At 34.0% G+C, this 15,190-nt stretch carries 11 protein-coding genes; all 11 read left to right on the plus strand.

The genetic code is table 11. From position 1 onward, the window contains the following. Positions 1-58 precede the first annotated feature (58 nt). The 11 genes from JC605_RS02490 (at position 59) to JC605_RS02540 (ending at position 15,167) form a co-directional block, all read left to right on the plus strand. Complete coding sequence (locus tag JC605_RS02490; RefSeq protein ID WP_198854723.1) at positions 59-2,362, plus strand: glycoside hydrolase family 65 protein; 2,304 nt, start codon at positions 59-61, stop codon at positions 2,360-2,362. 29 nt (positions 2,363-2,391) lie between these two features. After that, on the plus strand, positions 2,392-4,506 hold the full coding sequence (locus JC605_RS02495) for a glycoside hydrolase family 97 protein (protein WP_198854724.1): 2,115 nt from the start codon (positions 2,392-2,394) through the stop codon (positions 4,504-4,506). A gap of 113 nt (positions 4,507-4,619) precedes the next feature. Beyond that, on the plus strand, positions 4,620-5,315 hold the full coding sequence (locus tag JC605_RS02500) for a prolyl oligopeptidase family serine peptidase (protein WP_198854725.1): 696 nt from the start codon (positions 4,620-4,622) through the stop codon (positions 5,313-5,315). A 12-nt stretch (positions 5,316-5,327) separates the two neighbouring features. Continuing rightward, a complete protein-coding gene (locus JC605_RS02505; protein ID WP_198854726.1) occupies positions 5,328-7,190 on the plus strand; it encodes a glycoside hydrolase family 13 protein in 1,863 nt (620 codons plus the stop codon). Positions 7,191-7,408: 218 nt separating this feature from the next. Then, positions 7,409-9,070 carry an alpha-amylase family glycosyl hydrolase gene (locus JC605_RS02510; RefSeq protein WP_198854727.1) on the plus strand — a complete coding sequence of 554 codons (1,662 nt, stop codon included), beginning with the start codon at positions 7,409-7,411 and terminating at the stop codon, positions 9,068-9,070. Between the two features lie 182 nt (positions 9,071-9,252). Beyond that, positions 9,253-9,936, plus strand: coding sequence for a glycerophosphodiester phosphodiesterase family protein (locus JC605_RS02515; RefSeq protein WP_198854728.1), 684 nt, complete (start codon positions 9,253-9,255; stop codon positions 9,934-9,936). A 197-nt stretch (positions 9,937-10,133) separates the two neighbouring features. Continuing rightward, positions 10,134-11,342, plus strand: a complete 1,209-nt coding sequence (locus JC605_RS02520) for an NAD(P)/FAD-dependent oxidoreductase (protein WP_198854729.1) — start codon at positions 10,134-10,136, stop codon at positions 11,340-11,342. A gap of 6 nt (positions 11,343-11,348) precedes the next feature. Further along, the gene (locus tag JC605_RS02525) at positions 11,349-11,996 is read left to right on the plus strand and encodes an HAD family hydrolase (protein WP_198854730.1); all 648 of its coding nucleotides are present in this window, start codon (positions 11,349-11,351) and stop codon (positions 11,994-11,996) included. A 60-nt stretch (positions 11,997-12,056) separates the two neighbouring features. Next, entirely contained in the window at positions 12,057-13,130 is a 1,074-nt protein-coding gene (locus tag JC605_RS02530) for a hypothetical protein (RefSeq protein ID WP_198854731.1), read from the plus strand. 72 nt (positions 13,131-13,202) lie between these two features. After that, complete coding sequence (locus JC605_RS02535) at positions 13,203-14,567, plus strand: YncE family protein (protein WP_198854732.1); 1,365 nt, start codon at positions 13,203-13,205, stop codon at positions 14,565-14,567. Between the two features lie 18 nt (positions 14,568-14,585). Continuing rightward, positions 14,586-15,167: a Crp/Fnr family transcriptional regulator gene (locus JC605_RS02540; RefSeq protein WP_198854733.1), complete on the plus strand. Its 582-nt coding sequence runs from the start codon at positions 14,586-14,588 to the stop codon at positions 15,165-15,167. Positions 15,168-15,190 lie beyond the last annotated feature (23 nt).

Raw genomic sequence — 15,190 nt, forward strand, 5'->3', positions numbered from 1 at the left:
AGAACCAAGGCAATTATCTAATTCCCTTAATTGCCGTATTTTCTAATTTAAAGAAAAAATGAATCAAGATTATATAAAACCAGACAATTGGTCCATAATAGAAGAAGGATTTGATGTCGAAAGAGTAAAATCGTCTGAAAGTCTTTTTAGTATCGGAAACGGTGCTATGGGACAACGTGCGAATTTTGAAGAAACATATTCTGGAGAAACTTTCCAAGGAAGTTATATTGCAGGGATTTATTACCCAGACAAAACAAAAGTGGGCTGGTGGAAAAACGGTTATCCGAAATATTTCGCTAAAGTTTTAAATGCTCCAAACTGGATTGGAATTGATATTGAAGTCAACGAAGAAAATCTTGATTTACATAATTGTAAAGAAGTTAGAAATTTCCGCAGAGAATTGAACATGAAAGAAGGATGGTACAATCGTTCTTTTGAAGCTATTCTTAAAAACGGAACTGAAATCGCAGTAAACATTCGTCGTTTTCTTTCATTAGATTTAGACGAAGCTGGAGTTATCAAATACGATATTACGCCTTTAAATAAAGATGCAAAAATCGTTTACAAACCTTACGTTGATGCTGGTGTAACCAATGAAGATGCCAACTGGGAAGAGAAATTCTGGGAACCGCTTGAAGTTAAAAAGGGAACAAACGAAGCTTTTGTAACAGCTCAGACTTTCAAAACGCATTTTAAGGTTACAACTTTCATGCACAATACGATTTTTGCTAATGGTGAAAATGCAAATATTTCGCCTTCAACAATCGATTCAACTGTCGATAAAGTTCAATATACTTACGGAACTATAATTGCAAAAGGACAAACCTCAACAATTCAAAAAATTGGAGGTTATACGGTTTCTTTAAACCACGAAAATACTTTGGCTGGTGCCGAAAAAGTAATCAAATCGGCAGTTGCTTTAGGATATGATGCTTTGCTTCAAAACCAAATTGATGCTTGGGCAAAAATCTGGGAAATGTCAGATATTACTATTGAAGGCGACGTAAAAGCGCAACAGGGAATTCGTTTCAACATTTTCCAATTAAACCAAACCTATTCAGGAAAAGATTCTCGTTTGAACATTGGACCAAAAGGTTTCACTGGAGAAAAATACGGCGGATCGACTTATTGGGATACTGAGGCTTATTGTATTCCGTTTTACATGGCTACGAAAGACCAGCAGGTCGCAAGAAACTTACTGACTTATCGTTACAATCAATTAGACAAAGCGATTGAAAATGCTAAAGATAATTTAGGTTTCAAAAACGGTGCAGCGTTGTATCCAATGGTTACCATGAACGGTGAAGAATGCCACAACGAATGGGAAATCACACACGAAGAAATCCACAGAAATGGAGCGATTGCTTTTGCGATTTACAATTACAACCGTTACACGGGCGATTACTCTTATATTCCAGAAAAAGGTTTAGAAGTTTTAATCGGAATTGCGCGTTTCTGGCACCAAAGAGCTTCTTTCTCAAAAGATAAAAATCAATATGTAATTCTTGGTGTTACAGGACCAAACGAATACGAAAACAACATCAACAATAATTTCTATACCAATTATATTGCAAAATGGTGTATTGATTTTGCTGCTGAACAAATCGAAAAAGTAGCTTCAGAATATCCTGCAGATCACAAAAGAGTGATGGATAAAGTGAGCCTTTCGGCGAATGAAATTCAGGAATGGAAAAAAGTAGCTGATGATATGTACTTTCCAATTTCTCAAGAACTTGGCATCTATTTACAGCAAGACGGATTCTTAGACAAAGATTTAGTTCCAGTAAAAGATTTAGATAAATCACAGCGCCCAATTAACCAAAAATGGTCTTGGGATCGCGTATTGCGTTCACCTTACATCAAACAGGCTGACGTTTTACAAGGTTTTTATTTCTTCGAAGATCATTTTTCTAAAGAAGAATTAAAACGCAATTTCGAATTCTATGAATCATTTACGGTTCATGAAAGTTCACTTTCTCCTTGCGTTCACTCGATTCAGGCTGCAGCTTTAGATAAAATGGACATGGCATATACATTTTATTTAAGAACTTCTCGTTTAGATTTGGACGACTATAATAAAGAAGTGGAAGAAGGTTGTCATATCACGTCAATGGCCGGTACATGGATGAGTATCGTGGAAGGCTTTGGAGGAATGCGTGTTAAAAATGACCAATTGCATTTCTCTCCAAAAATTCCGAAAGAATGGAATGGTTACTCTTTTAAAATTAATTTCAGAAACCAAATTTTAAAAGTAGCTGTAAATCATAACGAAACAACTTTTACTGTAGACGGCGATCAAGATTTAACAATTATCGTAAATGGAAATCCTGTAATTGCAAGTAAATTTGTACAAATAAAATAAATTACAATACATCTAAAAATCAAAAAAACATGAAAAACTTATTTTTCGCAAGTTTAATCTTGTTTGCTTTTAGCTCAATTGCAGAAGCACAACAATTAAAATCACCCGAAGGAAAGTTCGTAATGGAATTTTCTCTTCAAAACGACGGAACTCCAACGTACAATTTAAAATACAAAAACAAAGAAGTTGTAAAAACCAGTAAATTGGGTCTTGAACTTAAAGATGATAAAAAATCTTTATTGAACGACTTTACAATTGCTGACACTAAAACCTCAACTTTTGATGAAACTTGGAAACCAGTTTGGGGAGAAGTAGATCACATCAGAAATCATTATAATGAATTGGCTGTGACTTTAAACCAAAAAGGAACAGACAGACAAATCGTAATCCGTTTCCGTTTATTTGATGACGGTTTAGGATTCCGATATGAGTTTCCAGCACAAAAGAATCTAACTTACTTTGTAATTAAAGAAGAAAGATCTCAATTTGCAATGACTGGAGATCATACTGCTTTCTGGATTCCAGGAGATTATGACACACAGGAATACGATTATACAAAATCTAAATTATCTGAAATTAGAGGTTTATCTGAGAAAGCATATACAGCAAACGTTTCTCAAAAATCTTTTTCACCAACAGGAGTTCAAACTTCTTTGATGTTAAAAACTGCTGACGGAATCTACATCAACTTGCACGAAGCGGCTTTGATTGACTATTCTTGTATGCACTTAAATTTAGATGATAAAAACTTGGTTTTCGAATCTTGGCTAACGCCAGATGCAAAAGGAGATAAAGGACATATGCAAGCGCCAAATCACTCTCCTTGGAGAACGATTATCGTGAGCGATGATGCTAGAGAAATCTTAGCTTCAAAAATGACTTACAACTTAAATGATCCATCAAAAATTGAAAATACTTCTTGGATTAAGCCAGTAAAATATGTTGGTGTTTGGTGGGAAATGATCACAGGAAAAAGCACTTGGTCATACACAAACGATTTTCCAACTGTTCAGTTAGGAGTTTCTGATTTCTCAAAAGCAAAACCAAACGGAACTCACGGAGCTAACAATGCTAATGTAAAAAAATACATTGACTTCGCTGCTGCAAATGGTTTCGATGCTGTTTTAGTTGAAGGATGGAATGAAGGCTGGGAAGACTGGTTCGGTCACTCAAAAGATTATGTTTTTGATTTCTTAACTCCTTACCCAGATTTTGATGTAAAAGGTTTACACGAATATGCAAAATCTAAAGGCGTAAAAATCATCATGCACCACGAAACTTCAGGATCTGTTCGTAACTACGAGCGCCACATGGACGCTGCTTACAAATTCATGAACGATAACGGATACGATGCTGTAAAAAGCGGTTACGTAGGTGATATTTTACCAAGAGGCGAAAACCACTACAGCCAATGGATTGTAAACCACTATCAATACGCTATAGAAAAAGCAGCTGATTACAAAATTATGGTGAACGCTCACGAAGCAGTTCGCCCAACGGGAATTGCAAGAACGTATCCTAACTTAATTGGAAACGAAGCAGCAAGAGGAACAGAATACCAAGCTTTTGGAGGTTCTAAACCAAATCACGTTACGGTTTTACCTTTTACACGTTTAATCGGTGGTCCAATGGATTATACTCCTGGAATCTTTGAAATGGATATCAGTAAAATGAATCCTGATAACAAATCACATGTAAACAGCACGATCTGTAATCAATTGGCTTTATACGTAACAATGTACAGCCCATTACAAATGGCAGCTGATACTCCAGAAAACTACAACCGTTTTCCAGATGCATTTCAATTCATTAAAGATGTGGCTGTTGATTGGTCTGAAAGTAAATATATTGAAGCTGAGCCAGGAGATTTTATCACAGTTGCGCGTAAAGCAAAAGGAACAAACAACTGGTTCGTTGGAAACGTAAACGGAGAAACTCCTCGCACGTCAAACATCGATTTCAGTTTCCTTGAAAAAGGTAAAAAATATACTGCAACAATTTATGCTGACGCAAAAGATGCGCATTACAAAACTAATCCGCAAGCTTATATTATCAAGAAAATTGCTGTAACCAATAAATCAAAATTATCCCAGTTTTCTGCTCCTGGAGGAGGTTATGCGATAAGCATTATTGAAACTAAGTAATTTTTTAAAAGACAAGTAATTTCCCCCATAGATTACTTGTCTTTTTACTATAAATTCAAATTAAGAAATTAAATTTGAGGTAACTATTTTCTTCATCTCTAGATAAATTTAATATGCGCTTCAAACTTAATTTCTTGATTTTCCTTTTTACCATTTTTGGATTTAATACATATTCCCAAACCAAAACAAAAGCATCTTATGATTATCTTTTGTATTTGCCAAAAGACTATGCCAAAGGAACCAAAAAATATCCACTAGTAATTTATTTACATGGTGGTTCGCAAAAAGGGAATGATCTGAATAAACTAAAAGTCTACGGTCTTCCCTATTTAGTAGAAAAAGGTCAGGATTTTGATTTTATAATTGCCTCGCCTCAATGTCCCGACAATAAATACTGGTCAACAGAAAATTGGTTCGAAACATTATATGCCGATTTAGAATCAAAGTATAGAATAGATAAAAGTAGAATTTACATAACCGGCATTAGCATGGGCGGTTATGGAGCTTATATTACCGCTTTAGATTTTCCTGATACATTTGCAGCTGTTGTTGCATTTTGTGGAGGAATTAACGACAGTGATCTAACGAGAGTCTGCAATCTCAGTAAAATTCCTGTTTGGGCTTTTCATGGCACAGCCGATGATAAAATTCCATTTAGTGAAACGGAGAGAATTGCGAAAGGCCTTGAGTCGTGCGAAACCAAAAACAATTTCAAGTTTACCCGTTTAGAAAATGAAGGTCATGAAATTCAGTATTTATACGAAACAAAACCTGAAATATATAAATGGATGCTTGAACAGAAGAAATAAAAAATACAAACTATGAAAAACCAAAAAACATCACATCTCTATAAACTAATCCTTTTGGTTCTGTTGTTTTCCGCTTCCGCGAAAGCGCAAATCCAAAAAGTAGAACCACCATTTTGGTACGCAGGAATGAAAAATTCAGAACTGCAGATTATGTTCTACGGAAAAAATATTGCACAATATGAAGCTTCGGTTTCAAACAATGTTGCGATCAAAAATGTAGAAAAAACAGAAAACCCAAACTATCTTTTCGTAACCATCGATACCAAAGACGTAAAAGCTTCTGAACTAACTTTCTCCTTCAAAAACAATAATAAAGTTTCCTTTAAACAAAAATATGCTCTAAAAGAAAGAAGAGCCAATTCTGCAGAAAGAAAGAGCTACGATGCCTCTGACCTGATTTATCTAATCATGCCGGATCGTTTTGCTAACGGAAATCCGAAAAACGACAGCGACGCTTCTTTAACTGAAAAAGGAAACCGTCAAGATCCAAGCGGACGTCACGGTGGCGATATCGAAGGAATCATTAAAAACTTAGATTATATTTCGTCTCTTGGCGCAACTACAATTTGGAGCACGCCTTTATGCGAAGATAACGACAAACAGCATTCGTATCATACTTACGGACAGTCGGATGTTTATAAAATTGATCCGCGTTACGGAACTAATGACGATTATGCTCGTTTATCGGCAGAAATGCACAAAAAGAACATGAAACTGGTTATGGATTATGTAACCAATCACTGGGGAATTACGCATTGGATGATGAAAGATATTCCAACCAAAACATGGTTCAATCAATTCGAAACTTTCACGCAAACGCATCACAGACGAGAGGTAATAACCGATATTCACGCTTCAAAAATAGATCAGGAAGTTTGTGTTGATGGCTGGTTTGTTCCTTCAATGCCAGATTTGAATCTTAGAAATCCTCTTGTTGCAAAATACTTAACGCAAAATGCTATTTGGTGGATTGAATTTGCTAATCTTGATGGGTTTAGAGTAGATACTTACAACTATTCAGATAAAACTGCCATGGCAAATTGGGCAAAATCTATTACAGATGAATATCCGAACTTTAATATTGTAGGTGAAATCTGGATGCACAATCAAGCGAATTTAGCTTTTTGGCAAAAAGACAGTAAAATTGGAGCTATTGAAAACTACAATTCAAACCTTCCTTCTGTAATGGATTTTACGCTTCAAAGCCAAATCACTTCTGCTTTCAGTGAAGATGAACCAAACTGGGACAGCGGATTGATTAAATTCTACAACAATTTTGCAATGGATTTTTTATATCCAAATACCAATAACATTTTGATTTTTTCCGAAAATCATGATACAGATCGTATGAACGAAAAGTTCAAATATGATTTACCAAAATACAAACTGGCGATGACTTTGTTAGCAACAGTTCGTGGAATTCCGCAAATCTATTACGGTTCAGAAATCGGAATGGGTGGAGATAAAGGCAAAGGCGGCGATGCCGATATTCGTCAAGATTTCCCAGGCGGTTGGATTGGCGACAAAAACAATGCTTTTACAAAAGAAGGAAGAACTCCAGAACAAGCAGCTTATTTTGATTTCAGTTCGAAATTATTCAACTGGAGAAAATCAAACGAAGCGGTTCATTTCGGAAAAATGACGCATTACATTCCAGAAAATAACACGTATGTATATTTCAGATATACTGATGCTAAAACCGTAATGGTAGTTTTCAATAACAATGCAAAAGAACAGGTTGTAAAAACAAACCGTTTTAAAGAAAGCATCAAAAACTACAAATCTGGTAAAGATGTTATCACAGGAAAAACATTCGATTTAGCTTCTGAAATTACATTAGAACCAAAATCAGCTTTAGTTTTAGAATTAGAATAAAGCTTAACCGCGAAGTTCGCAGTATCTTTTTGCCACAGATTATAAAGATTAGCACAGATTTGTTTGCCACGAATTTCACAAATTTTCACAAATTTAAATATGATAAATTAATTCGTGGAGATTCGTGTAATTCGTGGCAAAAGAAAAAAATCATTTTAATCTGTGTAATCTGTGGCTATTTTTTTCAACATGATGTTTATCTAAAAAACTCTTAAATAATGAAAAAATACACTTTCCTTTATCTATCTTTAGTATACTTAATAATGAGTTGTTCTGGCTCAAAATCAGTTACAATGAATAATACTTCGAAAACACCTTTCGTTTGGGAAGGAGCAAATGTTTATTTTTTACTTACAGATCGTTTTTACAACGGAGATACTTCAAACGATGTTAATTTTAACCGAACCAAAACTCCCGGAAAACTTCGCGGATTTGAAGGCGGTGACATCATCGGAATCACTAAAAAAATCGAATCAGGATATTTTGAAAAATTAGGAATCAATGCCATTTGGCTTACGCCGATTGTCGAGCAAATTCACGACGGCGTTGATGAGGGAACTGGACTTAGCTACGGTTTTCACGGCTATTGGGCAAAAGATTGGACAGCTTTAGACCCAAACTTTGGAACCAAAGAAGATTTAGCCAATTTGGTAAAAAAAGCACACGAAAAAGGCATCAGAATCATTCTGGATGGCGTAATTAATCATACCGGACCAGTAACTCCCGAAGATCCCGTTTGGCCTTCTGACTGGGTAAGAACCGGCGTTGTCTGCGATTATAAATCATTCGAAAATACAACGATGTGTACTTTGGTAGAAAATCTTCCAGATGTAAGAACAGAAAGTACTCAGGAAGTAGCGCTCCCTCCTTTTTTAATTGAAAAATGGAAAAAAGAAGGTCGTTACGAAAAAGAAGTATCTTCTTTGGATGAATTTTTCAAAAGAACAAATTATCCAAGAACACCAAAATATTACATCATTAAATGGCTTACAGATTACATTTTAGAATTTGGAATTGATGGTTACCGAGGAGATACTGTAAAACATACCGACGAAAACGTTTGGGCAGATTTTAAAAAAGAATGCGATTATGCATTTGAAACCTGGAAAAAACATCATCCAATGCAGGTTTTAGACCAAAATCCGTTTTACACGATTGCCGAAGTTTACGGTTACGGAATCAGCGGTGGTCAGGATTATGATTTTGGAGATCGAAAAGTCAATTATTTTCAAAATGGTTTCAACAGCATGATCAATTTTGAGTTTAAATGGAATGCAGCACAAAACGATTACGAAGGTTTATTTTCTAAATATTCGAATGCACTTAACAATGACTTAAAAGGATATTCTGTCCTTAATTATATGTCTTCTCACGACGACGGACAGCCTTTTGATGCCAACAGAACAAAAAGCATTGAAACAGCAAACAAACTACTGCTTTCTCCTGGAATGTCTCAGGTTTATTATGGAGATGAATCGGCACGATCTTTAGTTGTCGAAGGAACTCAGGGCGATGCCACTTTACGTTCTAATATGAATTGGGAGGATATTCAGAACAATCCTGAAACACAAAAAACACTTTTACATTGGCAAAAATTAGGTCAGTTTAGACGAAATCACCCTGCTGTTGGTGCTGGTGTTCACAAATTGATTAATCCGTATCCTTATACTTTTTCCAGAACGTTTACAAAAGGCTCTTTTACAGATAAAGTAGTGATGGGAGTAGATTTACCAAAAGGCAGAAAAGAACTTCCTGTTGGCGACGTCTTTCCAAACGGAACTAAATTAAAAGATAATTACTCAAATCAAGAAGTTGAAGTTATTGATGGAAAAGTGATTATTGACAATGATTTTGATATTGTTTTATTAGAAGAGATTTAAAATACTTTTCTCTCGCAGATTTAGGAAATTGAGCAGATAATTTAAAAGCAATCTGCCGAATCTGCAAAATCTGCGAGAGACATAATTTACCACGGATTTAAAAATCACTTTAATCCTTTTAATCTGTGGCTATTATTTTTCCTTTGCTCCTTTGTACCTTTGCAACTCTGAACCTTTATAAAATGAATGTTTTAAAGATTGCACATCGAGGTGCCAAAGCCTACGAACCCGAAAATACTTTACAAGCTTTCCAAAAAGCATTAAACCTAAATTCAGACGGAATTGAACTTGATGTTCAATTAAGCTCTGATGGGCATATCATCGTAATTCACGATGAAACCATCGACAGAACAACCAATGGAAAAGGTTTAGTGGGTGATTTTACTCTAGCAGAATTAGAATCATTTTTAATTGATGGAAAATACCAAATCCCAACTTTAATCGAAGTTTTTGATTTGGTTGACAAAAAATGCCTGATCAATATCGAATTAAAAGGCTTAGGAACTGCACCGAAAGTTGTCAGCTTAATTGAAGAATATATTTCAAAAAAAGACTGGAATTACAATCATTTTATCATTTCAAGTTTCGAATGGAATATGTTGGAGGAAACATCAAACCTAAATCCAAATATTCCGATTGGTGTTTTAACAGAAGAAAATGTTGAAACCGCTTTGGCTTTCGCCGAAAAAATAAAAGCAAAAGCCATACATCCTGATTTTAATTTATTGAATAACGAAAATGTGCAACAAATGCAGGAAAAAGGATTTCTGGTTTTACCTTGGACAGTAAACACAGAAGAAGACATTCAAAAAGTAAAAAGTTATCAAGTAAACGGAATTATCTCTGATAATCCAGACAAAATATAAATAGCCACAGATTACGCAGATTAACACAGATTTGTTTGCCACGAATTTCACGAATTGACACAAATTTATCATCCTAAAATAATTCGCGGAAATTAGTGTAATTCGTGGCGAAAGAAAAAATCCTTTTAATCTGTGTAATCTGTGGCAAGAAAAAAAATTAGTGCCAATTCGTGTAATTTGTGGCAACTCAAAAAAATATGATCAAAAATTTCGACATAATAATTGTTGGCGGAGGCGCTGCAGGTTTTTTTACCGCAATTAATATTGCAGAGAAAAATCCGAAACTGAAAATTGCTATTTTAGAAAGAGGAAAAGAAGTGCTTTCTAAAGTCCGTGTTTCCGGAGGAGGAAGATGCAATGTCACGCACGCTTGTTTTGAACCAAACGAGTTGGTTAAATTTTATCCTCGTGGCGAAAAAGAACTTCGTGGGCCATTTCACCAATTTTGTTCGGGTGATACAATTGAATGGTTCGAGAAACATGGCGTAGAATTAAAAATTGAAGAAGACGGAAGAATGTTTCCGGTTTCAAACTCTTCACAAACTATTATCGATTGCTTCTTAAAAGCAACTGAAAAATTAGGCATAAAAGTTTTGACAGGACAAAGTGTACAATCCATTTTCAAAAAAGAAAATCATTGGAAAATTGATACACAAACTGATAATTATGCTGCCGAAAAATTAGTAATGGCAACGGGAAGTAATCCCAAAATCTGGGAAATGCTTCAGGAACACGGACACGCAATTGTAAGCCCCGTTCCTTCCCTATTTACTTTCAATATCAAAGATTCTAGAATTAAAGAATTACCAGGAGTTGCAGCACAAGTTACCGTAAATGTAAAAGAGACGAAACTAGAATCGACAGGACCTTTGTTAATTACACATTGGGGAATGAGCGGACCTGCAATTCTGAAACTTTCGGCTTGGGGCGCACGCATTCTGCACGACAAAAATTATCAATTTACCATTTTTGTGAATTGGTTAAATGATGTTGATTTTGAAGATGCAGAAAAAGTCCTAAAAGATTTAAAACAAGAACACGCTAAAAAAGCCGTTTCTAAAAAATCTCCTTTTGACTTTCCGAATCGTTTGTGGGAAAGTTTGGTTCTAGCTTCGGGGATTGATTCTGAAACGAAATGGGCAGATTTATCTAAAAACCAATTGCAAAACCTAGCTTCACAATTAACAAAAGCTGAATTTAAAGTAAACGGAAAAAGTACTTTTAAGGAAGAATTTGTAACGGCAGGCGGAATCGATTTAAAGGAAATCAACTTTAAAACCATGGAAAGCAAAATTCACGAAAACCTTTATTTTGCTGGTGAAATTGTAAACATCGACGCTATTACAGGCGGATTTAATTTTCAGAATGCCTGGACAAGCGGGTTCATTCTGGCTCAAAATATTTAATATAAAATGAAATTTAAAGGAATTATTTTTGATTTAGACGGAACGCTAGTAGATTCATTACATGACATTTCAGATGCGATGAACAAAGTGCTTACCGCTCTAAGTTACCCAACACATGATTACGACACTTACCAATATTTTATCGGAAGTGGTTTACGAAATTTAGTAAGCAAAGCATTGCCAGCCACAAACAATTCTGATGACGAAATCGAAAGTTGTTTTGAATGTATGGTCGATGAATACACTAAAATCTGTACGCTCAAAACAAAACCTTATGACGGAATTGTAGAGTTATTAGAAAACCTGACTTCACAAAATATCAAAATGGCTGTTTTCTCCAACAAAGCCGATGAATTAACGAAGAAAATAGCATCAGAAATATTCCCAAAACAATTTGATATTGCGGTTGGTTTAAGCACAGAAGAACTTAAAAAACCAAATCCGTTTGAGGCGATTGAGATTAGCAAAAAATGGAATTTAAAACCAGAAGAAATCCTGTTTGTAGGCGATTCTGATATTGATATGAAAACGGCAGTAAACGCTAATATGTTTCCTGTTGGCGTTACTTGGGGCTACAGAACCGAAGATGAATTGAAAAACAGTGGAGCAAAAGCGGTTATTAATAATGCCTCTGAATTAATTGCAATTCTATAGTTATTTACAAAAGACTTGTATATATTTGCCTCCAAAAACAGGGCAAAACTTACAAAAAAAATGCAAAAAATATTATTAGCAGCTATACTTTTGTTTACAATTTATAGTTGTGAAAACGACAACGATTCTCCAAAAAATAAAGACGAAAAAATAATATTAAAGACGAATGTTATAGATGCTGAATATTCCAAAAAGACAGATCAATTAGTCTTTATCTCATCAAATCCTTCTCAAGTAAACATTTTTAACTCCAACACCGAAACATTTCAAAAAATTTCATTGGCTTATGCCCCAACATGTATTTCTATTTCGCAAGATGGCAATACAGCTGTTGTAGGTCATGATGGCCACATCACACATGTTAATTTAAAAAATCCATCCATAATCCAAACCTACAACATTTCTTGCTCTGCACTTGATATTGTTCTTGGAAAAAATAGATGGGCGTATGTTTTTCCAGAAAAAGATCAATGGACATACATAAAAAGTGTTAACATGAATTTGGAATATAATTATGAAATGCCCATAAGTATATACAATCAATTACACGCTGGAGCTAAAGGAAGGTTACATCCTTCAGGTAATTATATTTACATGCAAAGTCCACTATCAAGAGGACAAGTTCAACGTCTAACAATTAAAAATGGAGATATTGATGATAGATACGAATCTAACTTTGAAGAAGAAAACTACACTATTCCAAGCATATGGTTTTCAGAAAACGGCGATAGACTTTTTACTAGAGAAAGAAGTGTTTTAAAAACCTCTGAACTTAATAGTTTAGATGGGGCATATAATGGCAGAATTCCTTCAGAAAATAATTATAAGATTGATTGGCTTGATCATTCTTCTTTAAAAGGAAAATTATATGTAATCTTTTCAAGTGGCGATCAATGGAATTTAATTAAATCGAATAGCATTTATGTTTTTAACGATGCAGATCTTAGTTATGTAAATAAACTTGAATTGGAAAAATATTCCAATCAAACGGGAAGAAACAATGTAGAAACTTTTGATGCTATGCCTTATTTTGCTTTTAGCAACTCAACTGGAAAAAATCTATTTGTAATAACAAAGGCACTTGATTCTGATTTGGTTAATGAATGGGCAATTCAAAAAATCAATATTAATTAATCACTATTTCTTTTAATTAAAACCTCTTAATTATTTCCATTATACTATAGTTCTAAAACACTATTAAAAATTATGAAAAAAATTATTTTATCATTAATAATATTGTCAACCATTGTTGGATGTTCTAATAATGATTCAAACGAAAAAAACAAAGAAGCAAATTATTCAGTACCAGACACATTAAATTTTACTATTTTCAATAACAAACTTGTCCTTAATATTGAAAATCAAGGAGAAACAGCTTTAAATTACACTATAACAAGTTCAAAAAACTATGTCGAGCTTTCTAAAAAAGAAGGAGCTGTAACTTCACTAAATCATGATGAAATTACGGTTACTGTTGATAAACAAAACTTACCAAATGGCAAATCTTATTCAAAATTATATATAAATATCAATAATAAAAAAGATTCTATAGTTGTAAGTGTAACCAATTTTGTAGAGCAGAAAGTAACTTTAAATTCTGATGTTGTTGATGCAGAATTTTCTAAAGTTACCAATCAGCTTGTATATGTCTCCGCAAGTCCTTCTGCTGTAAATATTTTATCAACAAATACAGGTTTAATTGAAAGTATAACTTTACCATATGCCCCAACATGTGTCTCAATATCTCCTGATGGAAAAACTGCAGTAACCGGACATGATCGATATATTTCTTATATCAATCTAACCAACAAAACTATTATAAAAACATATCCAGTATCTTGTTACGCATATGATATTGTACTTGGAAACAATAAATGGGCGTATGTTTTCCCTGCCAAAGGTCAATCGACTTTTATAAGATCAATAAATTTAAGCTTGACAACCGATAATGAATATGAGCATGTTGGTGAAAAAATTTACGAAGGAAATAAAGCACGATTACATCCGTCAGGCAAATATATATATGGTGCAGAAAACAATTTGTCTCCAATGGATATAGAGAAATATGACATTCAAAATGGAAATGCAGAATATAGCTACGATTCTCCTTATCATGGAGATTATATTATGAACGGAAATCTATGGTTTTCTGAAGATGGGAATAGAATATTTACGAGAGGAAAAACTGTTTTTAAAACTTCCGAACTTAGAAGCCAGGATATGATATATAACGGTACAATCAATACTGAAACAAACCCATACACACCTATTGAATGGTTAGATCATTCATCAGTAAAAAACAATATCTATCTACTACTAGTATCTGATAATTGGAATCAAAAGAAACTTCCATACATTTATGTATATAATGACTTAGATCTTGCTCTTAAAAACAAAATAACATTAGAGCAATTTCTCGTTTCTAAAAATGAATCAGATAAAGTATTTTATGATGCCGAACCATTTTTTGTGTTTAGTAATTCTACAGGAAATAATTTATTTGTAATAGTAAAAGCAACGGGAGCAGGTTTAGCCAAAGAATGGGCAATAGAAAAAATAAGTATTCCATAAAAACTATTATTAATATAATTGACAAAAAAATATTCTTCATTACAAAAACAGATTACAGCAATTGTCTCTTTTTCTGAAAATGAAATCGAAACAATTGCTTCTTGTTTTGAATACGAAAAAATCACGGCCAAAGAATATCTTTCTTCAATGGGAAAAATCAGCAACAAGATTTTCTTTATTGTTGAAGGATTAGCACGAGTTTATTATCTGAAAGACGGAAAAGAAATTACCACTTATTTAAGCTGTGATGAGGGTTTTATCGCTTCGTATTCCAGTTTTATAAATCAATCGGTTTCTTTTGAAAGTATTCAATGTATTGAAGATTGCGAAGTGCTTTCGATTACTTTCGAAAAAATGCAGTTTTTGTATAACGAAATTCCAAATTGGGAACGTATCGGAAGAATTCTTGCCGAACAGAATTACCTATGTATGGCCGATCGTGTTTTAAAACTCCAAATGATTCCTGCCAAAGAAAAATACCAGACTTTTTTAACTTCGGCTCCAGCCAAAATAATTCAGCGAACACCTTTAATTTATATCGCTTCTTTTCTGGGAATTACTCCAGAATCTTTAAGCAGAATCCGTCAAGACATTTCTTAACATTTATCAAGTGGATTGAAAAA

The sequence above is a fragment of the Flavobacterium sp. IB48 genome, from assembly GCF_016405855.1.
Taxonomy (GTDB): domain Bacteria; phylum Bacteroidota; class Bacteroidia; order Flavobacteriales; family Flavobacteriaceae; genus Flavobacterium; species Flavobacterium ginsengisoli.

What these genes read in the sequence shown, in the direction of transcription:
- JC605_RS02490 (WP_198854723.1), top strand. Translation starts at nt 59, where the DNA reads ATGAATCAAGATTATATAAAACCAGACAATTGGTCCATAATAGAAGAA.
- JC605_RS02495 (WP_198854724.1), top strand. Translation starts at nt 2,392, where the DNA reads ATGAAAAACTTATTTTTCGCAAGTTTAATCTTGTTTGCTTTTAGCTCA.
- JC605_RS02500 (WP_198854725.1), top strand. Translation starts at nt 4,620, where the DNA reads ATGCGCTTCAAACTTAATTTCTTGATTTTCCTTTTTACCATTTTTGGA.
- JC605_RS02505 (WP_198854726.1), top strand. Translation starts at nt 5,328, where the DNA reads ATGAAAAACCAAAAAACATCACATCTCTATAAACTAATCCTTTTGGTT.
- JC605_RS02510 (WP_198854727.1), top strand. Translation starts at nt 7,409, where the DNA reads ATGAAAAAATACACTTTCCTTTATCTATCTTTAGTATACTTAATAATG.
- JC605_RS02515 (WP_198854728.1), top strand. Translation starts at nt 9,253, where the DNA reads ATGAATGTTTTAAAGATTGCACATCGAGGTGCCAAAGCCTACGAACCC.
- JC605_RS02520 (WP_198854729.1), top strand. Translation starts at nt 10,134, where the DNA reads ATGATCAAAAATTTCGACATAATAATTGTTGGCGGAGGCGCTGCAGGT.
- JC605_RS02525 (WP_198854730.1), top strand. Translation starts at nt 11,349, where the DNA reads ATGAAATTTAAAGGAATTATTTTTGATTTAGACGGAACGCTAGTAGAT.
- JC605_RS02530 (WP_198854731.1), top strand. Translation starts at nt 12,057, where the DNA reads ATGCAAAAAATATTATTAGCAGCTATACTTTTGTTTACAATTTATAGT.
- JC605_RS02535 (WP_198854732.1), top strand. Translation starts at nt 13,203, where the DNA reads ATGAAAAAAATTATTTTATCATTAATAATATTGTCAACCATTGTTGGA.